Here is a 21203-nt window from a genome sequence, read left to right on the forward strand (position 1 = left end):
GCGGGGTGTGGGGTGGGCCACACGGGGGTTGGTGACGCGGCTGGTTACTGGCGAGTAGCATCCGGAGAAATGGCCAGTGCCGAGGGAGGCTCCAAGTGCCCCGTGAAGTTCGAGATGTCGTCTTTGTCGACGGCGTCCGTACCCCGTTCGGCAAGGCGGGTGGGATGTACGGCAACACCCGCGCCGACGACCTGGTGATCCGCTGCATCCGCGAGCTGATGCGCCGCAACCCGCAGCTGCCGCCGGAGAAGGTGGAGGAGGTGGCGATCGCCGCCACCACCCAGATCGGTGACCAGGGCCTGACCATCGGCCGCACCGCCGCCCTGCTGTCCGGCCTGCCCAAGACCGTGCCCGGCTTCGCCATCGACCGGATGTGCGCCGGCGCGATGACCGCCGTCACGACCGTGGCCTCCGGCATCGCCGTGGGCGCCTACGACGTGGCCATCGCCGGCGGCGTCGAGCACATGGGCCGCCACCCGATGGGCGAGGGTGTCGACCCCAACCCGCGGATCGTCGCGGAGAAGCTGGTCGACCCGTCCGCCCTGGTGATGGGCGCCACCGCGGAGAACCTGCACGACCGCGTCCCGCACATCACCAAGGAGCGCACCGACGCGTTCGCGCTGGCCTCCCAGCAGAAGACCGCCAAGGCGTACGCCAACGGCAAGCTCCAGGGCGACCTGGTGCCGGTCGCGGTCCGCGACGACGAGGGCGGCTGGGGCCTGGCGACCGTCGACGAGGCGCCGCGGGACACCTCGATGGAGAAGCTGGCCGGGCTGAAGACCCCGTTCCGTCCGCACGGCAAGGTCACCGCGGGCAACGCGGCCGGCCTGAACGACGGCGCCACCGCCGCGCTGCTGGTCGCCGAGGAGACCGCCCGCGAGCTGGGCCTGCCGGTCGGCATGCGGCTGGTGTCGTACGGGTTCGTCGGCGTCGAGCCCGAGGTGATGGGCGTCGGCCCGATCCCGTCGACCGAGAAGGCGCTACGCATCGCCGGCCTGAGCATCGACGACATCGGCCTGTTCGAGCTGAACGAGGCGTTCGCGGTGCAGGTGCTCGCGTTCCTCGACCACTTCGGCATCGCCGACGACGACCCCCGGGTCAACGCCTGGGGCGGCGCGATCGCCATCGGGCACCCGCTCGCGTCCTCGGGCGTCCGGCTGATGACCCAGCTCGCCCGGCAGTTCGCGGAGCACCCCGAGGTGCGCTACGGCCTCACCGCCATGTGCATCGGCATCGGCATGGGCGGCACGGTCATCTGGGAGAACCCGAACTGGGAGGGTGGAGACAAATGAGTCTGGCCGCACCGAACGAGGTCGTCACCAAGGCGCTGCTGCGTCAGGTGAACGTACCGGGGCTGGACCGGCCGGCCGCGCTGATCACCCTGGACAACGGCTTCGACCACACCAAGCCGAACAGCTTCGGCCCGGGCGGCCTGACCAGCCTGGACGAGGCGATCACCGCCGCTCTCGCGGCGAACCCGGCGTTCGTCGCGGTCACCGGCAAGCCGTACATCTTCTGCGTGGGCGCGGACATCACCAGCCTGCCGGCGCTGGCGGACCGCGAGCAGGCGCTGGAGGTCGGCCGGCTCGGCCACCGGGTCTTCGCCCGGCTCAAGGACAGCGACGTCCCGACGTTCGCCTTCGTCAACGGCGCGGCGATGGGCGGCGGCCTGGAGCTGGCCCTGCACTGCCACTACCGGACGCTGTCGGCGGGCGCGGCGGCCCTCGCGCTGCCCGAGGTCTCGCTCGGCCTGGTGCCCGGCTGGGGCGGCACGCAGCTGCTGCCGAACCTGATCGGCATCCCGGCCGCCACCCAGGTGATCCTGCAGAACCCGCTGATGCAGAACAAGATGCTCAAGCCGAAGCAGGCGGCCGAGATGGGCGTCGCGGACGTGCTGCTGGAGCCCGCCGACTTCCTGGAGCGGTCGCTGGAGTGGGCCGCCGGCGTCGTCCGGGGCGAGGTCACCGTGACCCGTCCCGAGGTCGACAAGGACATGTGGGCGGGCGTGCTCTACTTCGCCCGGCAGACGCTGGACCAGCGGCTGCACGGCGCGGTCCCGGCCGCGTACAAGGCGTTGGACCTGCTGGAGACCGCCAAGGACGCGGACTTCGCCACCGGCACCGCCGCGGAGGACGAGGCGCTCGCCGATCTGGTCTTCTCCGAGGAGCTGCGCAGCGGCCTGTACGCGTTCGACCTGGTGCAGCGGCGGGCCAAGCGCCCTGCCGGCGCGCCGGACAAGGGCCTGGCCCGGCCGGTGACCAAGGTGGGCATCGTCGGCGCCGGCCTGATGGCCAGCCAGCTCGCGCTGCTGTTCGCCCGGCGGTTGCAGGTGCCGGTCGTGATGACCGACCTGGACCAGTCCCGGGTGGACAAGGGCGTCGGCTACGTGCACACCCAGATCGAGAAGGCCGTCAGCAAGGGCCGGATGGACAAGGGCACCGCGGCCAAGCTCTACGGTCTGGTGAGCGGCTCGGTGGACAAGTCCGTGTTCGCGGACGCCGACTTCGTCATCGAGGCCGTCTTCGAGGACCTGTCGGTGAAGAAGCAGGTCTGGGCCGAGCTGGAGAAGATCGTCAAGCCGGAGGCGGTGCTCGCCACCAACACCAGCTCGCTGTCGATCACCGAGATGGCGGCCGACCTGGAGCACCCGGAGCGGGTCGTCGGCTTCCACTTCTTCAACCCGGTCGCGGTGCTGCCGCTGCTGGAGATCGTCCGTGGCGAGCGGACCGACGACGCGGCCCTCGCGACCGCGTTCGCCGTCGGCAGGCAGCTCAAGAAGTCGTCGGTGCTGGTGAAGGACGCCCCGGCGTTCGTGGTCAACCGGCTGCTGACCCGCTTCCTGGGCACCGTCTTCGCCGCCGTCGACGCCGGCACGCCACTCGACGTGGCGAACAGCGCGCTGGACCCGCTGGGCCTGCCGATGCGCCCGCTCGCGCTGCTCCAACTGGTCGGCCCGGCCGTGGCCCACCACGTGGGCGGCACGCTGCACGCGGCGTTCCCGGACCGGTTCGGCGTCAGCGAGAACCTCAAGCGGATCGCCGACTCGGGCCAGCCGATCGTGGTCGACGACCAGATCAACGACGAGGTCGCGAAGCTGCTGGTGGTCGGCGACCAGCCGCTCACCGCCGAGCAGGTCCGGCAGAACGCGCTCGACGCGCTGGCCGAGGAGACCCGCCTCATGCTCGACGAGGGTGTCGTCGCCGAGGCGCAGGACATCGACCTGTGCATGATCCTCGGTGCCGGCTGGCCGTTCCACCTGGGCGGCGTCACGCCGTACCTGGACCGGACCGGAACCTCCGAGCGGGTGACCGGCCGGCGGTTCCTGCCGCGCGGCGTGGCCAGCCTGGGCTGACCGACCCGCCATCGATCGCGGTGGCCGGGCCGTCCGTTCCGGACGGTGCGGCCACCGCGTTCGGCGTTCCGGGCCCGATCACGGATGGGTCCCGGTTTCATCACACCGGTCCCGGGCGGACAGCGGAGCGTCGGCGGCCCTGGCTACCATCACGCGTCCAGAATTCTCACAGGAGCCGCCTTCATGTCCCAGCCGCCGTCCAACCCCTACCCCGGCAACAACCCCCCTCCCCCGCAGCAGCCCGGTGGCTACCAGCCGCCGCAGCAGCCGCAGCAGTACGACGGCGGCTACCCGCCGGCGCCGCAGCAGCCGCAGTACGGCGGTGACCACCCGCAGCAGCCGCAGTACGGCGGCGACCAGCTCGGCGCGCCGGTCCCGCCGAAGAAGAAGTTCGGGGTCGGCAAGATCCTGCTGATCGTCCTGGCCGTCGTCCTGGTGCTGTGCGTCGGTGGCGGCATCGCCATCTGGGCCGCCGCCGGCGACGACGTCAAGGACGTCGTCACCGCCACCAAGACCCGGGTGGTCGAGCCCGCGACGCTGGGCGGCCGGCCGAAGGTGACCGAGCCGACGCTGCAGAACGCGGCGGTGCAGATGAAGTCCGAGCTCGGCAAGGACGTGCCGAACGCGACCAGCACGGCGGGCGCCTTCTACGGCGACCCGGCGAAGAAGGACCTGGTCATGGTCGTCGGCGTCTCGGGCATCATCGCCGACCCGAAGAAGGAGATGGCGGACGCCATCACGGCGGTCACCCCGGAACTCGGCACCAAGGAGTTCAAGACGGTCGACGCCGGCCCGCTCGGTGGCGACGCCAAGTGCAGCGACGGCAAGGCGCAGGACGTCCCGGTGGGCGTCTGCGTCTGGGTCGACAAGGGCAGCCTCGGCATGATGGTGGTCTACTTCAAGAGCGCCGCCGAGTTCCAGTCGGAGTTCGTCACCCTGCGCGGTGAGGTCGAGAAGCAGGACTGATCCCGCTCGGAGCGCCGGGCCCCCGCCGTCGGCGGGGGCCCGGCGCCGTTTCCGGGTCAGCCGGACGCGGCGCGTTCCGCCTGACCGCGGCAGACGCAGAACTCGTTGCCCTCCGGGTCGGCGAGCACCACCCAGCCGGTGCCGTCCGGCCGGCGGCGGTCGGCGACCACCGTGGCGCCGAGGTCACGCAGCCGCACGACCTCGGTGTCCCGGGTGCCCTCGGACGGATGCAGGTCGAGGTGGAACGCGCCCTTGCCGTGCCGCTCGCCCACCTCGACGAAGAGCAGGTCGGGACCGTGCCCGTCGGGCGCGGCGAGGACCGCTTCCGGGTCGCCCGGGAAGTCGTCGTCGTTGAGCTTGCGGTCCAGCACCCGGGCCCACCAGGTGGCCAGGGTGTACGGGTCGTCGGACTCGACGGTCACGCAGTGGATCTGTGCACTCACGGTGCTTCCTCCGGTGGGGATGCGCCCCGGCGGAATGGGAAGGTCAGCGGGGAACGCGGGGCGCGGGATCGAACGGAACGGACATCACCACACCCCCTTCCACCTCTCGGCTGACCTCAGGATCCTTCCATCCCCCGCCGCCCGCGACAAGGAGGGGCCCCTTGTCAACACCGGGGTGTTGACAAGGGGCCCCTCCTTACACCGGTCACGGGCCGAGGAAGACCGCCTTCGCCCGCCAGTCGGTGCCGTCGAGCGCCGGGCCGCTGCGCACCGTGAACGTGGCGCCCGGCGCGCCGCCCGCCCAGTCGGTGGCGGACAGGTCACCGGTGGTCCGGTTGACCTTGTAGAGCGTGTTCCCGGCGACGAAGACCCCGCCCGCGTCGGCGAGACCGCCGGACCCGGCCACCGTGAACCGGTCCGCGCCGACCGTGCCGCTGTCCGGGGTGAACCAGCGCCAGAACAGGCCGTTCTGCCCGGACAGTGTGTAGTAGAGCCGCCCGCCGGAGTGGAACATGCCGGTCACGTTCGGGATCTCGGCGTAGAAGCCGGTGGTCACCCCGACGTACGTCTGGCCGGTCGGGCCGGAGTTCGTGATCACGGTGTCCCAGTAGGCGTCGTGGTACGGGTCGACAAGCGCCGGGGCGCCGAACGTGGTTCCGTCGAACGTCCGCCGCCAGAGCGCGCCGTTCATCCCGTAGAACAGCGTGCCACCGACCCAGAACGCGCCGCGCGCGGTGGACCAGGCGGTGCCGTCCGGGTTCGCCACCGGGCTCGCCGCGCCGACCGTGCTCGCCCCGTCGTACGAGCGGGCCTGCACCTCGTCGCCGGTGCCGGCGGGCGGTGGGCCGGTCTTGACGATCTCGACGGCGTCGACCAGCGGGTTCTCCACCACGTGCCGGAACTCGAGGTCGATGGCGCCGTCGCTGACCACGGTGAACTCCCGCATGGTGCCCACGTTGTGCCCGACGCTCGCGGACAGGTCGAGGTCGTCGAGGACGGTGGTGCCCTCCAGCGCCACGTCGAAGACCCGCGAGCCGGCGGCGGCGGTGCCGTCGTACCGGTTGGCCAGGTAGAGCCGCACCTGCACCTCGGTCCCGGCGGGCACCGGGAACTGCCAGGTCATCTCCGGCGCGCCGGCCGGGTCGTACCGTTCGTCGCTGTAGAGCGCGGCGGGCGTGCCGGCCGGCACGGTCGCGTCCAGCGAGCCGACCGCGGCGAAGCCGGCGGCGGAGCTGCCGCTGTTGTGGTACGGGCTGGGGTTGCCGCCGTCGTCGACCGCCCAGTCCGGCCCACCGTCGGTGGCGGCCACCGCCGGACCGCCGGCGTTCACCCGGTACAGCACGTTCGTCGGCTTGGGCACGCCGGTTTGGTAGACCGTGCCGGGCAGGGTGGCCGAGGTGGTCGGGTGCGGGGCCGTGCCGCCGGCCAGCGGGAAGAACGCGATCCGCTCGCGGCGGTACTGGAAGTTGCCGATCCACGAGGTGTCCCCGCCGACCCAGAGTCCGGCCGGGGTGACAAGCATCTCGGAGGCCCCGATGCCGCGCGGGTGCCGGCCCGGGTTCCAGGACAGCGGCAGGCCGGTACGCGGGTCGAGCGCCGCGATGCTGGCCCGGCCGACCGCGCCGGCCTGGGCGTTGTCGCCGCCGAAGCTGTTGTTCAGCCAGCGGAAGTGGCCGCCGACGTAGACCGCCTGCTCGCTCACGGCGACCGACAGGAACGTGTCGCCGCCGGTGTAGTCGATCCAGGTCGGTTGCGCCTCGGCGCCGGTCGTGCCGGCCTCCCAGCGGGCCGCGGCGTCGCAGAGCGTGCCGCCGTACGGCGAACCGGTGGTGACCACCACGAAGTAGCTGCCGTCCGGCGCGTACGCGATGTCCCGCATGTACGAGTCGAACGCCTGCCACTTGCAGCGGGGCGTGTAGCGGCTGGTGTTCCAGTCGGCCACGGTGGCGGCGGTCGCGCCGAGGTCCAGTTGGACGATCTGGTCGTGCAGCACCCCGTCGGCCTTCTTGAAGTTGCCGATCACCACGAGTCTCGTGCCGTCCGGTGAGACGGTCATCTTCTCCACCCCGACGCCGGCGTTGGATCCGCTGACGCCGTCGTAGTTGTGGTGCTCGGTCAGCGCGGCGGTCAGGTAGCTGTCCACCGCGCCGGTGGTGGCGTTGAGCGAGGCCAGCCCGCCGCGCGGGGTGGTGTTGCCGGCCGTGGTGAAGATGCCACCGACCAGCAGCCGGTTGCCGACCAGGGCGATGTCGTTGACCAGCCCGTTGAACGCCGGCGGGGCGAAGCCGGTGACCAGCGCCCCGGTGGCGACGTCGAGCAGCGCCACCTTGCGCCGGGTCACCCCGTTGACGGTGTTGAACTTGCCGGCGACGAAGACCGTGCCGGCGGTCGGGCCGGCCACCACCGCGTACACCTCGTTGTCGACGGTCGGCGCGAACGCGGTGTCGACGGCGCCGGTGGCCTTGTCGAAGGCGAGCAGGTAGTTGCGCGGGATGTCGGTGTCGGAGTTGCGGTTCTGCACGGTGGTGAACGAGCCGGCCACGATGATCTTCGTGCCGGCGTCGTGGATCGCGTCGACGATGCCGTCCATGATGTCCGGCGAGGCGGTGGTGGGGACGGCCTTGACCACGGTCGTGTGGTTGGGCGCGGCGCCGGCGGGGGCGGCCGGGGCCAGGCCGGCCGCGGTGAGCGCGACGGCGGCGAGGACCGCGAGGGCGCGGCGGCGCGGGGCCGAGGGGTGGGTCACGGGCAGCTCCGTAGGATCGGCGGGGAGGCGTGTCGCTCCGCTCACCCTGGGCCACGCCCGCACCGCCGTCCAGCGCCCGGCAAGCTTTCTGACCGACCACCGCGCCGCCGCGCCCGACCACCCGCCTCGCCGGCCGGGACAGCCGGGCCGGGCCGCACGATCAGGTGGCCCCGGGGGTACGCCCGGACGGGCGCGGATGGGCGGTCAGGTGGCCGTCGGCGCGTCGGCCGACGGCAGGGTGACCGTCACCTCCAGGCCGCCGCCGGGCTGGGCGACCGCCTTCACCGTGCCGCCGTGCGCGTCGCAGACCGCCCGCACGATCGACAGGCCGAGGCCGGAGCCGCGCGCCCCGGTGCGTTCCTGCCCGCCCCGCCGGAACGGCTCGAACAGCCCGGGCACCTCGGCCGGGGCGACCTCGAAGCCGGTGTTCCCCACCACCAGCCAGGACCGCTGCCCGTCGGTGCCGGTGCGTACCCACACCCGGCCGTGCAGGTGGTTGTAGCGGACCGCGTTCTCCACCAGGTTGCCGGCCAGCCGGTCGAGCAGCCCCGGGTCGCCGACCACCGGCGCCGGGCGCAGCGAGGTGTGCACCTTCAGGCCGATCCGCTCCACCTCGCGGGCCACCGCGGAGAGCGCGTTGGCGGTGCCGACGGCGAGGTCGCTCTCCGCGCGGCGGGCCAGCCGCCGACCGGTCTGCGCCTCGCTGCGGGCCAGCACCAGCAGCGCGTCGACCAGCCCGTTGGCCCGCTCGGACGCCTCCCGCACCACCCCGGCCATCCGGCGGTACTCACCGAGGTCCGCGTCGTCGTCGCTGAGCGTCACGTCGATCTCGGTACGCATCACCGCGAGCGGGGTCCGCAGCTCGTGCGAGGCGTTCGCGACGAACCGCTTCTGCGCCTCGAACGCGGCGGTGATCCGGTCCAGCATCGCGTCGAACGTCTCGGCCAGCTCGGCCACCTCGTCGTCCGCCCCGGACCAGCCGATCCGCTCGTCCAGCGTGGTCTCGCCGAGCCGGCGGGCGGTGGCGGTGACCTGGTGCAGCGGGCGCAGCGCCCGGCCGGCCACCAGGTACGCGCCGGCCACCCCGACGACGCTGATCGCCAGCAACGCCAGCAGCCCCTTGACCAGCAGCTCCTGCGACGCGGCGTCGACCAGTTGCCGCTGCCACTGCCCGGCGTCGAGGGTGCGACCGTCGGTGAGCACCACCGTGGTGCCGGGCAGCAGCTCGTCGGTGGGGCGCAGCGCGTCGCGGACCAGCAGCCAGGCCAGCAGCACCAGGATCGCCCCGGCGCCGACCAGGAGCACACCGTTGAGCAGGGTCAGCCGCAGCCGCAGCGTCGGCCGGACCCGCCGGGCGCCCATCAGGAGGGCTCTCCGACGCGGTAGCCCGCGCCGACCACGGTGTCGATCAGCGGCGGGTCGCCGAGCTTCTTGCGCAGGGTCATCACGGTGACCCGGACGATTGTGGTGAACGGGTCGGTGTTGGCGTCCCAGACCCGTTCCAGCAGCTCCTCGCTGGACACCACCGCGCCGCGCGCCTTGAGCAGCTCGGCGAGCACACCGAACTCCTTGTTCGTCAGGTCGAGCGGCACGCCGGCCCGGGTCACCACGCGCCGGGCCGGGTCGAGTTCCAGGTCGCCCGCGGCCAGTACCGGCGGCGCGGCCGGGGTGGCCCGCCGGCCGAGCGCCTGCACCCGGGCCACCAGCTCGTCGAAGGCGAACGGCTTGGCCAGGTAGTCGTCGGCGCCGAGCTGCAACCCCTCGACCCGGTCGGCGACGGTCCCGCTCGCGGTCAGCATGAGGACCCGGGTCAGCGCGCCGGAGGCGGCCAGGTCGGCGCAGATCCGGTCGCCGTGCACGCCGGGCAGGTCCCGGTCCAGGATCACCACGTCGTAGCGGGTGACGAACGCCGCCTCGTGCCCGGCGTCGCCGTCGTAGGCGACGTCGACCGCCATCCCGCGCTTGCGCAGCCCGCGCGCGATCGCGTCGGCGAGGTTGCGCTCGTCCTCGACCACCAGTACCCGCATCCCGGCCTCCCGCCTCGTGACCTCCCACAACCTAGTGCGGGCGACCAAACGGCCGGCACCGGCCGCGTTGCGAAAAGCCTTCGGGTACGCGATGCTCGCCGGCAGCCATCGACCACCGCCCGCGGCCGTCCGGCCCCGGGCCGAGCCGAGCGGAGCCCCGATGACCGCCGTCGACCCCGGCCGGGACGTCGCGTACCGCCGTTTCCGCTTCCCGGCCGACCGGGACGGGGGCCGCGCCGACGGGCTCCGGGCCGGCCCGGACGGGCTGACGCCGGACGCGGCGGCCGGCCGGCTCGCGCACACCGACCCGCACTCCGGGACCACGGCCGACTACGCCGCCGGTGCCTGGACCTCCCCGGTGGTGCCGGTCGGCTTCGCCGCCACCGAGCTGGTGCCCTCGTGGACCGCCGACACGCCGCCGGGCTGCTGGCTCCGGGTGGACCTGCGCGGCTGGGACGCCGGCGCCGCCACCACCGACTGGTACGCGCTGGGCCACTGGGCGGCCGACGACAGCGCGGTGCACCGCTCCTCCGTGCCCGGGCAGTCCGACGAGCGGGGCCGGGTGGCCGCGGACACGCTCCAGGTGACCGGCGCGACGGTGACCGCCTGGCAGGTCCGGGTGACGCTGTTCCGCCGCGCCGACACCCCGGCCGGCCCGGTGCTGCGCACGGTCGGCGTGGTCGCCTCCGCCGATCCGACCCCGGTCGGCGCCGCAGCCGGCGGCGCCGCAGCCGGCGCGAACGGCGGTCACGGAGCGGCGGACGGTCCGGGCGGCGGCGCGGGCGGTCCGGACGGCGGCGGGGCCCGGGGGCGGGTGCTGGACGTGCCGCGCTACGCGCAGCGGCTGCACGCCGGCGGCGAAACCCGCTGGGGTGGCGGCGGCGACTCCTGGTGCAGTCCCACCTGCGTCTCGATGGTGCTCGACTTCTGGCACGCCGGCCCCACCCCGGACCGGTACGCCTGGGTCGACCCGCCCGGCCCCCGCCCGCTGGTGGTGCACGCCGCCCGGCACTGCTACGACCACGCGTACGGCGGGGCGGGCAACTGGCCGTTCAACACCGCGTACGCGGCGACGCACGGGGTGGACGCGTTCGTCACCCGGCTGCGCTCGCTGGCCGAGGCGGAACGGTTCGTGGCCGCCGGCATCCCACTTGTCGTCTCGGCGGCGTTCACCCGCGGGCAGGTGCCCGGGCTGGACTACGACACCCGGGGACACCTGATCGTGCTGGTCGGCTTCACCACCGGGGGCGACCCGGTGCTCAACGACCCGTACGCCCCGGACGACGAGCGGGTCCGCCGGACCGTGCCCCGCGCGCCGTTCGAGGCGGCCTGGCAGGCGGGCAGCGGCGGGATCGCGTACGTGCTGCGGCCGGCGTCGGTGCCGCTGCCCCCGGCGCCCGGGCAGGCCAACTGGTGATCACCGGCCGACCGGCCAGACCGCCAGCCCGCCAGCCGGACGCAGGCACACCAGCGTGTCGCCCGCGTCCGCGCACTCGTCCCAGGAGCCCGGCAGCACCGCCCGGATCCGCGCCTCCCCGGCCGGCACGTCCAGCGCGCCGACAAGCGTCCGGTCACCGGTGAGGCGACGCAGGCCGAGCAGCGCGGGCAGCGAGCCGGACCCGTCGTCCCGGCCGGTGACCCGCCAGCGGCCGAGCCGGGAGAGCACCCGCCCGGTCGCCGGTTCCAGCGCCCACAGGTCCAGCTCCGGGCCGTCCCCCGACCTCGCGGCGATCAGCCGGCCGCCGACCGGAGCGAACCCGACCCACCGCTCGTCCGCCCAGGCCGGGCGACCGGTGGCGGGATCGAGGGCCTTCGCCCCGCCGACCTGGTCGCGCTGACAGACCACGCCGGCGCAGTCGGTGAACCAGATCCCGGCGCGCGGGTCCACCGGCACCGTCCAGACCCGGTCCAACCGGTCCAGTCCGTACGCGGTGACCGCGCCGGCGCCGTCGTCGACCAGCAGCAGACCGCCGACGACCTGCGCGAACCGGTAGGCGACGCCGTCCGGCGCGAACGACACCCGGCCGGCGCGCACGCGCTCGCCCGAGTCGGCGTCGTGCACCGCGACCCGGCCGTCCGGCTCGACCAGCACGAGCTGCGTCACCCCCCGGGTGTCCCGCCGGTACGCCACCCCCTGCGCGGGCACCGACAGCGACCAGCGCACCGCGCCGGACGCCGGGTCGACGCCACGCACGCTGCCGGTCCCGCCCGGGCGGGGGTTCTCGACCAGCACCCCGCCGGACGCGGTCGGGATCGGGTAGCCGGCCTGCCGCCAGCGCACCGCGCCGGTCGCCGGATCGAGCAGCGTGGAGAGCGTGTCGCCGACACCGGTCGGACTGCTCGTCACCAGCAGCCCGCCGGCCGCGCCGACCAGCCCCAGCACCTGGTCGCCGGCGGGCAACGTGAACCGCCACGCCGGCTCGCCACCGGGCAGCCGGTAGGCGATGACGTCCCGACCGCCCCGGTGCACCGCGCCGGGGCCGTCGGCCACCACCAGTCGGCCGGCAAGCGCCACGAAGACGGCGCCCTGCGGCGCGGGCACCCGGGCCGGCGCCGGCCGCCGGGCCGGCCCCGCCGCGCCGGCCAGCGTGAGCAGCAGCAGGCAACCGAGCGCTGCCGCGCGGGCCGCCCGGCCCGGCGGCCGCCGGGGCGGCGCGGGGAGCGCCTCGTCACCGTCCTCGGCGTGCCGCATCTCACCCAGGTCGATGACCGGGCTCACGGCAGCCGCCGCAGCAGGAAGTCGCCGCCCCGCTCCCGGCAGACCAGCAGCGTCGTACCGGCCGTGCAGTCGGTGCCGGTGAGCACGTCGCGCACCACCGGCGGGCCGCCCGACAGGCTCGGCTCGGCGAGGAGCTGCCGGCCGCCGCCCAGCGGCCGGGTCAGGAAGAGCCGCCCGGCGATCTCGCTCTGCGGCAGCACCCCCCAGTCACCGAGATCGGCGACCAGCCGCCCGTCCGCCGCGGCCAGCACCGCCAGGTGGTCGCCGCCGGTGCCGCCGGCGGCGACCAGCAGGCGGCCGGCGTCGGCCCGGAGCACGCTCTGCCACCGCTCGACGGTCCAGCGGATCGCGCCGGTGGCGGGGTCGAGCGCCCACATCCCGCCGGTCTGCCGGCCGGCGCAGAGCAGCGCCCCGCACCACTCCAGGTAGTCGACAAGCGGCAGCTCGGCGCTCCAGCGCGGCCGGAGCGTGTCCAACTCGTACGCCTGCACGGTCGCGCCGGCACCCCGGGTCTCCAGCAGCAGCCCGCCGGCGCTCTGCAGGCCGCGCACGCCGGGCAACTCTCCCGGATGCAGGTCACGGGCGACCAGCCGGGCACCGGACGCGGCGTCCAGGACCACGGTCTCACCGGATCCCGGCACCAGCACGATCCGGTCCACTCCGGACGGCCCGAAGCTGAACTGCACGTGGTGGTTCGCCGGCGCGGTCCAGAGCGTCCGCCCGTCGGCCACCGCCACCCGGCGCAGCGGCAGTTCACCCTCCGGTTGCAGCAGCAGCGCGTCGCCGGCCGGGGACGCGACGCCGGCCTGCCGCCACCGCAGCGCGCCGGTGCCGGCGTCGAACGCCGCCGTCTCCCACCCGCTGTCGCCGGCGCCGGCCCCGGTGCGGCCCGCGACCAGCACCCGCCCGCCCTGCTCCCACAACGCGACGATGTCGCCCGCCATGGGCACGCCGGTCCGCCACCGCCGGCTGCCCTCGCGGTACGCGACGACCTCCCGGCCCGGCTCCCGGTCGGCCCGCCGCGCCACGTACATCCGGTCGCCGGAGAGGAAAGCGGAGGCGCCGGTGCCGCCGGGGATGCGCCGCGGCGCCGGGCGGTCCGGCGGCGCCGCGGCGGCGAGCGTGACGAGCGCCACCAGCAGCACCACCGCGCCGCGGAACGGCCGGCCCACGGCGCGCGGCGGCCGGTCCGGCGCCCCGGGCGACGGGGGGTCGTCGCGCAGCTCGCCCAGATCGATGACGGTCACGACCTCCCCTTCCCGCGACGCCGTACCGCCACCCGGCCGCGACCGGACCGAGGCCGGACCGCCTGTACGATGGCCCGTCGTGGCCGTGCCGGTGGTGGATCCCCCTCTGAACTCATCGTCCGTCGAGGTGGACGCCGTCGTGGCGGATCCGCCACGCCGGCCCCGTCGCCGACCGGCTCGCGCCGACGTGCTGGCCATCGGAGCCTATGCGTTGCTCGGCGTTCTCGTCTGCCTCAACTACTGGGGCGACGTGCAGCACCGGGTGTCGTCGCACCTGCCGACCGACCACAGTTGGTTCGAGTGGCTGTTCGCGCACGGCGCGTACTCGGTGCGGCACCTGGAGAACCCGCTGTTCACCGCCCGGCAGAACGCGCCGGACGGGGTGAACATGATGGCGAACACCTCGCTGCTCGGGGTGACCCTGCCGCTGGCGCCGCTGACCATGCTGCTCGGCCCGCAGGTGATGTACGCGCTCTACCTGGGCGCGGCGTTGTCGGCGACCGCCGCCACGTCCTACTGGGCGCTCTCCCGGCACCTGGTCCGCTCCCGGGCGGCGGCGTTCGTCGGGGGCGCGTTCCTCGGTTTCGCGCCGGGCATCGTGCACCACGCCAACGGGCAGCCGAACTTCGTGTCGAACTTCCTGCTCCCGCTGATCGTCTCCCGGGTGCTGCGCCTCGGCGAGCCGGGCCGGTGGCGGCGCAACGGCCTGGCGCTCGGGCTGCTGGTGGCGTACCAGGTCTTCGTCAACGAGGAGATGCTGCTGCTCACCGCGTTGGCCTGCCTGGTCGTCGTGGTGGCGTACGTGGTGCAGCGACCGCGCGCGGCGCGGGAGCGGGCCGGGACGTTCCTGGCCGCGATGGGGGTCGGCGGCGGGGTGGCGTTGCTGCTCACCGCGTACCCGATCTGGTTCCAGTTCAACGGCCCGCAGTCCTACCGGGGGTTGCAGGGCGGGGTCTTCCACAACTGGGGCGAGGACCTGATGGCCTTCGTCACCTTCGCCCGGGACACCGTCGCCGGGGACGAGGCGGTGGAGAAGACCATCGGGCTGACCGAGCAGAACACCTGGTTCGGCTGGCCGCTGGTGCTGGTCGCGCTGGCCGCGCTCGTGCTGCTGGTCCGCCGCTCGGTGCCGGCCCGGATCCTGGCCGTGCTGGTGGTCCTGTTCACCTTCGCCTCGATCGGGCCGGTGGTGCGCTTCGACGGCGTGGAGACGGACGTGGCCGGGCCGTGGGCGTACGTGCCGGACGACCTGCCGCTGGTCGAGATGATGATGCCGACCCGGTTGAGCCTGGTGGTGGTCGCCGCGGTCGGCGTGCTGCTGGCGCTGGCGTGGGACACGCTGGCCCGCGCCGGCCGTCCGACGGTGCCCGCGCCCCGCTCCGGCGACCACGACGCCGACCCGACCGACGCGACCGACCCGACCGACGCGGACAGGACCGCGACGGGCCGGCGGCGGGCGGTGCGCCTGGTCGGGTACGCCGCGATCGTGGCCGCCCTGCTGCCGCTGTTCCCGCGCCCGCTGCCGGCGCAGCAGATCGACCCGCCGCCGCACTTCGTCACCGCCGGCGGCTGGCGGCCCTACGTGCCGGCCGGCCGGACGCTGGTGCCGGTGCCGATCCCGAGCAACGTGCACGGGCTGCCGACGCTTCGCTGGAGCGCCCTGACCGCGCAGGAGTTCCCGATCCCGGCCGGCTACTTCATCGGCCCCAACGCCACCGGCGAGGGTGTCTTCGGCGCGCCGAACCGCCCGACCAGCACGCTGATCTACTCCACCATGGACGCCAACGAGGTTCCCGAGATCACCCCGGAGAACCGCCGGCAGGCGATCGAGGACCTGCGGTTCTGGCGGGCGTCGGTGGTGGTGCTCGGCGCGAACCCGCGCGAGGCGGTGCTGCGCGACCTGATGACCGCGCTGCTGGGCCCCGCGCAGCGCGTCGACGACGTCTGGCTCTGGGACGTGCGGGACCGCGTGTAGGGCGGGGCCCCTTGTTAACGTCTCCGGTAGAGAAGGGGGCGGACGTCCCACAGGTGCCCGCCGGCGACGTCCCGGCCGGGGCCGACCAGGGCGTCCACCGTGGCCCGCACCGGGTCGGCCGGGGACGAGTCGGCCTGCACCAGCGCCGCCGCCCGCCAGTGCCGCAGGTCCGCCACCGCCTGCCGGCGCTCCGCCTCACCGACCGGCGGCACCTGACCGGTCTCCGCGGCCCGGCGCAGCAGCAGCGAGGTGGGCCGGTCCGGCGCGCCCCACCGGGCGGCCGGGTCGGTGGCCGAGCGCGGCCCGATGAAATAGCCGCCCGGCGCGTCGAAGGCCAGCCCGCTGCGCGCCGACCAGAACATCGCCGGGCTCGTCGCCGCGCCGGTGACCGGCGGCACCGGCACCAGCGTCCGGCCCGGCGGGACGTACGCCCGCCAGCCGCCGCCGGCCACCACGGCCGGCACCGGCGTGACCGGCACGGTGCGGATCGGGGTCGGGGTGAGCGGCAGCAGCGCGGCGACGACCGCGCCGGCCCACGGCGCCCAGGCGCGGAGTGCGCCGCGCCGGACCCGGTCCAGGGCCAGCGCCAGCAGCACCCCCGCCACCGGTACGCAGACCAGCGCGAACCGCGCCGGCACCACCAGGTCGAGCAGCGGCACGCCGGCGAGCAGCCGGTAGGGGCCGGGCAGCCCGGTGTCGTGCCGGTTCACCACCACCGTGGCGCCGAGCGAGAGGGACCCGAACAGCAGCCCGCACGCGGCCAGCGCGCGCACCAGCGGCCGGCGCCACAGCCGCACCACCACGAGCAGCACCAGCAACGGCAGGAACGGCCCGAAGAACGAGTTCTGCTCGGTCGGGTTCGGCGAGAGCAGCCCGGCCCGGTGACCGTCCCCGGCCACGGTCTGCCGGGCGGCGGCGGTGAACGAGGCCAGGTCCAGCCGGTAGCCGCGGGTGTGGAACGGCATCCCGGTGTAGTGGCCCGGCCCGAAGAACTGGAACCACAGCGGGTACGCCAGCAGCACGCCGGCCACCACCGCGCCGAGGCCCAGCCGGCGCGCCACCACGGGCGCCAGCCGGCGCGCGGCGGCCCGGTCGGCCAGCGCGTACGCCCCGGCCAGCACGCCGGCGGCCAGGGCCAGGAACACCAGCACCTCCTCGCCGAGGAACACCTGGTACGCGACCGCCAGCCCGAGCAGCACGCCGTCGCGGCGTACCCGGTCGGTGGCCGGCCGGAACACCAGCGCGAGGATCACCGGGACCAGGAACTGGGCGGCCATGTGCAGGTGCGCCCCGGCCTGCGCCACCATCCCGGGGGCGAAGCCGCAGCAGAGCCCGCCGACCGCGGCGGCGGCCCGGGAGCGGACCAGCCGGCGGGCGAGCAGCGCGTACCAGGCGGTGGCGGTGCCGGCGAGGCTGAGCGCCACGGCGACCAGGAAGGCCGCCTGGGAGCCGAACGCCACGGTGACCGGGGTGAGCGGCACGCCCAGCCCGAGCACCGAGGTGTTGGCCATCAGGTTCACCCCGTGCGGCGCGTTCAGCGCGGCGCTGTGCAGCGGGTTCTCGCCGCCGGTGACCGCGCGGGCGGCCCGGGCCAGCATCCACTCGAACAGCATCTGGTCGCCGGCCTGGTGGAACAGCCGCTCTGGCCGGCGCCACTGGTCGGCGGTGAGCAGCACGGCCAGCGCGAGGTAGCCGGCCGCCACCAGCGCGTCGACCGGTCGGTGTCGGTGCCGGGGCTCGGGGTCGGGGCGGGCCGCGCTGATCGGGCCGGCCGCGTCCGCCGTCGTCAGGCGGACCGGTCGGTCAGTGTCCGGACGTCCCACACCCACACGTCCAGCTCCTGCCGGGCGGGCCCGACCAGCTGCTCCACGGTGCGGCGCAGCGGCTCGGCGTTCTGCTCGTCCAGCGGCAGCACCACCACGGCCGCGTTCCAGTGCCGCAGCTCGTCCAGGAAGCGGCGGCGCTGCCGGTCGTCGAGCTTCGGCGTACGACCGGTGGACGCCACGTCGGCCAGCATCTCGCCGATGCCGCTGCGCCGGCCGCCGAAGCGGCCCGGGTCGCCGGTGACACCGTTGCGCGGGGCGAGGAAGTAGCCGCCGGGGATCTTGAAGTCGAGGTCGGTGCTGGCGGCCCAGCGCATCGGGTCGGTGTTGCCCATCGCCGGCACCGGCACGGAAACCAGCGTCTGGTCCGGGCCGACGTACTGCCGCCACCGGTCGGCGGTGATGAACTCCGGCACCGGCGGGCGGGTGGTGACCCGCAACGGCATCGGCGCGATCGGCAGCAGCGCGAAGACCAGGCCGGCGGCGGTGAGCGTCCGCGCGGTGCGCCGCTCCACGCCGCGCAGCACCCAGGCGCTGCGCACCGCGTACGCCAGCAGCACCGCGACGGTCACGCCGGTGATCAGGCCGAACCGGGTCGGCACCACGGCGTCCAGCAGCGGCAGCCGTACCAGCAGCTCCCACGGGCCGGCGGCGAGGTCCCGGTCCCACCAGGAGATCCGCTCACCGAGGGAGAGCACCGCGAAGAACAACCCGGTCGCGGCGAGCGCCCGGACCATCACGTCCCGGCGCAGCCAGATGACGATGCCCACGCTCAGCAGCGACAGGCTCCAGCCGAAGAAGGCGTTCTCCTCGGAGTAGTTGGGGGCGAGGTTGACGTTGGCCCGCTCGTTGCCGCCGAAGGTGGGCGAGCCGGGGGCGAAGAACGCGGCGATGTCGTTGCCGTAGTCGCGCACCGCGTCGCTGAGCCCGTGGTAGGCCATCGGCCCGGCGAACTGCACCCAGAGCGGGTACGCCAGCAGCGCGCCGGCCAGCACCGCGCAGACCGCCAGCCCGGCGCCGAGCGGTCGCCAGGCGGCGGCCCACCGGTCGCGCTGCTGCACCAGCACGGCGAGCAGGAACACGCCCAGGGCCAGCGCGGTGAAGAGCAGGATCTCCTCGTTGATGAACGCCTGCACGACGACCAGCAGGGCGAGCAGCGCGCCGTCGCGGACCGGCCGGGTGGAGCGGGTCAGCACCAGCACCCGCCAGACGATGAACGGCAGCAGGAACTGGCTGATGATGTTCGGGTGCCAGTTGGCGTGCGACAGCATCGCCGGGGAGAACCCGCAGAACCAGGCGCCGACCGCGGCGGCCGGCCGGTGCCGGACCAGGTGCCGGGAGAGCACCCGGTACCAGGCCGCGGCGGTGCCGGCCAGGCCGATCGTGACCAACGCGACGAAGGAGACCGCCGGTCCGAACAGGAGGGTCACCGGCACCATCGGGATGCCGAGCGCCAGGATGGCGGTGTTCGCCATCAGGTTGACGCCGTCGGGATAGTTGAACTGCTCGGTGAAGAACGGGAACTCGCCGTGCAGCACCACCCGCACCGAGTGGGCGAGGAAGAACTGCACCTGCGCCGGGTCGCTGCTGTAGAGCGCGGCCACCCGGCCGGCCGGGTCGGCCCAGATGCCGCTGGTCACCCAGACGGCGGCGAGCAGGAAGCCGGTGTACACGACGAGGTCGATGCGTCGGCGGGTCCACCGCCAGCGCCACCGGCGGCGCGCGGCCGGCGCGACGGGCTCGGTGGTGGGGACCGCCGGCTCGCGCGGTTCGGCCGGGGGTTCACGGCGGGTGACCGGCGGTGGATCGAGGGTGACGGATCGGGAGCCCGTCGGGGCGTCGGCGGCCGGCGTCGAGGCGCCGCGGGTCTCGGCAGGCGTCACAGTCGGCGGAGTCTACCGGAGCCGGATATTGATACCCGAATCGCGCATCACGTTCCGCGACGATGGGCCGGCCGGATAGGTGAGCCGGGCGCGGCCGGGCGCCCGGCCGTCTCGTACCATGTGGGCTTCCGACCGACGACCGGCGAGGGGTTCAGGGTGGTTTCAGCCCGCCGAGGCGCTGTGACGGGCAGCGCGCTGGCCGCGTTGCTCCTGGTCACAGTCGGTTGTGGGCCGGTCGCCGAACGGCAGCCGGCCGATCTGCGGGTCGGCTACGACAGCCTGGACGGCACGCTCGCGGTCTGGCCGCCGCGCGGCAACCTGGCCCGCGACACCGCCGCGACCGCCGCGATCACCGCCGCGGTGCGGGACTGGCGCTCGCCGGTGGACGACCGCGCGCACCTGCCCTCCTCCGGCATCCTCTTCTCCGGCCAGGTGGCCGGCGCCCCGCTGGCGCTGGTCGCCGCCGACGTGCCCGGGGATTCCACCTCCTGGCTGCTGCAACTGGACCGGGACGGGCAGCGGTGGCGGGTGGCCCACGCCACCGAGTACACCGAGCCCGGCTACCTGGTCTACTCCGACGTGCTGCCGGTGCGGCAGCCCACCGGCCGCCGCTACCTCACCTCCGCCCGGGTGGAACGGCTGGTCGGCCCGGACGGCAGGACGGTGACCGGCGCCGACGGCGTCACCGAGCCGGTCGCCGTGCCGGCCTGTCAGGCGGTCGAACTGACCGCGACGCTGCGGCCCACGCCGTCGCTGCCGCGCGGCCGGGCCGCCGACCGCGTCCTCGACCTGGGTACGGCGACCGCGGCCCCCCGCTATCCGCTGGTACGCGACGAGACCGGCGCCGGCAAGCGCGCCCTGACCGGGCTGGACACCTGCGTCCTGGCCGGTGAGCGGGGTCCGTTCGGCAGCGCGCCACGGCGCATCGGCGACCGCGAGGCGCCGCGCTCCGCGCCCGAGTCCTGGCCGATGGCGAAGATCGCGACCCGGTCGCTGGGCTCGGTGGCCCTCGGCGGCGGGGAGCCGGGCGACCTGGAGCAGCTCACCTGGGAAACCCCGAGCGGGACGATGACCGCGGTGCTCTACCGCCCGGCCGGTGGCGGCGCCCCGGTGGTCTCCCCCGCCGACCGCTCCACCACGCTGCAGGCGTACCACCTGCCGTTGCCCGGGCAGCCGCTCGCGGTGCTGACCTGGCGGACCCGGGACGCCTCGTTCGCCGCCCCGCCCGGCACCACCCGCCTGGTCGACCGCCCGGGCCTCGTGGTGGTCGAGCAGACCGACGGCAAGCAGACGTTCAGCCTGGCCGGCACCGAGAAGACCTGGTACCGCTCCCTCTCCTCCCCCCGCTGACCCCCTCCCCCTCCGGGCCACGCGCGTTGATCATGAAGTTAGCGGCGGCAAATGCCGCATAACGTGGGCATAACTTCATGATCGACGACTGCGGGCCGACGGGGTGGGGTTAGAGGGGCAGGCGCATGCCCAGGTAGGGGGTGTTCGCGGGGCCCGGTCGGGTGGTGCCGTCGGGGTGCCAGCCGTGGCGGGTGTAGAAGGCGCGGGCTCGGGCGTTGCGCTCCCACACCTCCAGGACGCCCACGGCCAGGCGCTCGGTCTCCAGGTGGCGCAGGAAATGGCCGTGCAGCGTGCTGCCGACGCCTCGGCCCCACCAGTCCGGGGCGACGTGGATCTGGTAGAGCTGGGGCGGCGTTCGCCTCCGGCGAGTGCGGCGGCCCCATGGCCAGCAGGCCCACCAGGCGACCGTCCACGACGGCGCACCGCACGTGCTTGTGCGGCGCGCCGATGGCCGCCGTCCAGCCGTCCCGCTGCTCCCGGGCCAGCTCCGGACTCACGATCTCCTCGGCCGGCAGCCCGCCCGCGCCGTAGTAGGCGATCCGGGCCCGGGTGTGCAGGTCGACGATGTCATCCAGGTCGGCCGGCGTGGCCTCACGCACGTCCACGGCGCACCCCTCCCATGATCCACTCCACCTCGCCGAGGTGGCGGCATCCCGGCCACCTCGATGCCGC

General features: G+C 74.7%; 15 protein-coding genes. 6 read left to right on the forward strand and 9 right to left on the reverse strand.

From position 1 onward, the window contains the following. The first annotated feature begins 95 nt into the window (after window positions 1-95). The 3 genes from ACGFI2_RS21280 (at window position 96) to ACGFI2_RS21290 (ending at window position 4318) form a co-directional block, all read left to right on the forward strand. Window positions 96-1292, forward strand: a complete 1197-nt coding sequence (locus ACGFI2_RS21280; protein WP_393519669.1) for a thiolase family protein — start codon at window positions 96-98, stop codon at window positions 1290-1292. Next, complete coding sequence (locus ACGFI2_RS21285) at window positions 1289-3352, forward strand: 3-hydroxyacyl-CoA dehydrogenase NAD-binding domain-containing protein (RefSeq protein ID WP_393519672.1); 2064 nt, start codon at window positions 1289-1291, stop codon at window positions 3350-3352. Before ACGFI2_RS21280 ends, ACGFI2_RS21285 begins: the two co-directional genes overlap by 4 nt. 183 nt (window positions 3353-3535) lie before the next feature. Continuing rightward, on the forward strand, window positions 3536-4318 hold the full coding sequence (locus ACGFI2_RS21290; RefSeq protein WP_393519675.1) for a hypothetical protein: 783 nt from the start codon (window positions 3536-3538) through the stop codon (window positions 4316-4318). A gap of 56 nt (window positions 4319-4374) precedes the next feature. Here the strand turns inward: ACGFI2_RS21290 and ACGFI2_RS21295 are convergent, their stop codons facing one another. From ACGFI2_RS21295 to ACGFI2_RS21310, 4 genes are all read right to left on the reverse strand, one after another. Next, a complete protein-coding gene (locus ACGFI2_RS21295) occupies window positions 4375-4761 on the reverse strand; it encodes a VOC family protein (protein WP_393519678.1) in 387 nt (128 codons plus the stop codon). Window positions 4762-4966: 205 nt separating this feature from the next. Next, complete coding sequence (locus ACGFI2_RS21300) at window positions 4967-7507, reverse strand: malectin domain-containing carbohydrate-binding protein (protein ID WP_393519681.1); 2541 nt, start codon at window positions 7505-7507, stop codon at window positions 4967-4969. A gap of 204 nt (window positions 7508-7711) precedes the next feature. Next, the gene (locus ACGFI2_RS21305; protein WP_393519684.1) at window positions 7712-8869 is read right to left on the reverse strand and encodes a sensor histidine kinase; all 1158 of its coding nucleotides are present in this window, start codon (window positions 8867-8869) and stop codon (window positions 7712-7714) included. Next, entirely contained in the window at window positions 8869-9534 is a 666-nt protein-coding gene (locus ACGFI2_RS21310) for a response regulator transcription factor (RefSeq protein WP_393519687.1), read from the reverse strand. The genes ACGFI2_RS21305 and ACGFI2_RS21310 overlap by 1 nt, the downstream gene beginning before the upstream one ends. 160 nt (window positions 9535-9694) lie before the next feature. Here ACGFI2_RS21310 and ACGFI2_RS21315 point away from each other — a divergent pair, with 160 nt between their 5' ends. Beyond that, on the forward strand, window positions 9695-10951 hold the full coding sequence (locus tag ACGFI2_RS21315; protein ID WP_393519690.1) for a peptidase C39 family protein: 1257 nt from the start codon (window positions 9695-9697) through the stop codon (window positions 10949-10951). Here ACGFI2_RS21315 and ACGFI2_RS21320 read toward each other — a convergent pair whose 3' ends face one another. Together ACGFI2_RS21320 and ACGFI2_RS21325 are read right to left on the reverse strand one after the other, a co-directional pair. Beyond that, the gene (locus ACGFI2_RS21320; RefSeq protein WP_393519693.1) at window positions 10952-12253 is read right to left on the reverse strand and encodes a PQQ-binding-like beta-propeller repeat protein; all 1302 of its coding nucleotides are present in this window, start codon (window positions 12251-12253) and stop codon (window positions 10952-10954) included. Further along, entirely contained in the window at window positions 12250-13500 is a 1251-nt protein-coding gene (locus tag ACGFI2_RS21325) for a PQQ-binding-like beta-propeller repeat protein (protein ID WP_393519696.1), read from the reverse strand. Before ACGFI2_RS21325 ends, ACGFI2_RS21320 begins: the two co-directional genes overlap by 4 nt. Before the next feature lie 79 nt (window positions 13501-13579). Between ACGFI2_RS21325 and ACGFI2_RS21330 the strand changes: the two genes are divergently transcribed. Further along, on the forward strand, window positions 13580-15475 hold the full coding sequence (locus tag ACGFI2_RS21330; RefSeq protein WP_393519699.1) for a hypothetical protein: 1896 nt from the start codon (window positions 13580-13582) through the stop codon (window positions 15473-15475). 14 nt (window positions 15476-15489) lie between these two features. Here ACGFI2_RS21330 and ACGFI2_RS21335 read toward each other — a convergent pair whose 3' ends face one another. Then, the gene (locus tag ACGFI2_RS21335) at window positions 15490-17304 is read right to left on the reverse strand and encodes a hypothetical protein (RefSeq protein ID WP_393519702.1); all 1815 of its coding nucleotides are present in this window, start codon (window positions 17302-17304) and stop codon (window positions 15490-15492) included. Then, the gene (locus ACGFI2_RS21340; protein WP_393519705.1) at window positions 17262-19181 is read right to left on the reverse strand and encodes a hypothetical protein; all 1920 of its coding nucleotides are present in this window, start codon (window positions 19179-19181) and stop codon (window positions 17262-17264) included. Before ACGFI2_RS21340 ends, ACGFI2_RS21335 begins: the two co-directional genes overlap by 43 nt. A 156-nt stretch (window positions 19182-19337) precedes the next feature. Here ACGFI2_RS21340 and ACGFI2_RS21345 point away from each other — a divergent pair, with 156 nt between their 5' ends. Continuing rightward, window positions 19338-20531 carry a hypothetical protein gene (locus ACGFI2_RS21345; protein ID WP_393519708.1) on the forward strand — a complete coding sequence of 398 codons (1194 nt, stop codon included), beginning with the start codon at window positions 19338-19340 and terminating at the stop codon, window positions 20529-20531. 109 nt (window positions 20532-20640) lie between these two features. On the opposite strand, the gene ACGFI2_RS21350 is transcribed toward ACGFI2_RS21345, so the two are convergent. After that, window positions 20641-20865 (reverse strand): GNAT family N-acetyltransferase, encoded by a 225-nt coding sequence (locus ACGFI2_RS21350; protein WP_393519866.1) that lies wholly within the window; start codon window positions 20863-20865, stop codon window positions 20641-20643. Window positions 20866-21203 lie beyond the last annotated feature (338 nt).

This window comes from Micromonospora sp. NPDC049282 (assembly GCF_043197045.1).
Lineage (GTDB): Bacteria > Actinomycetota > Actinomycetes > Mycobacteriales > Micromonosporaceae > Micromonospora.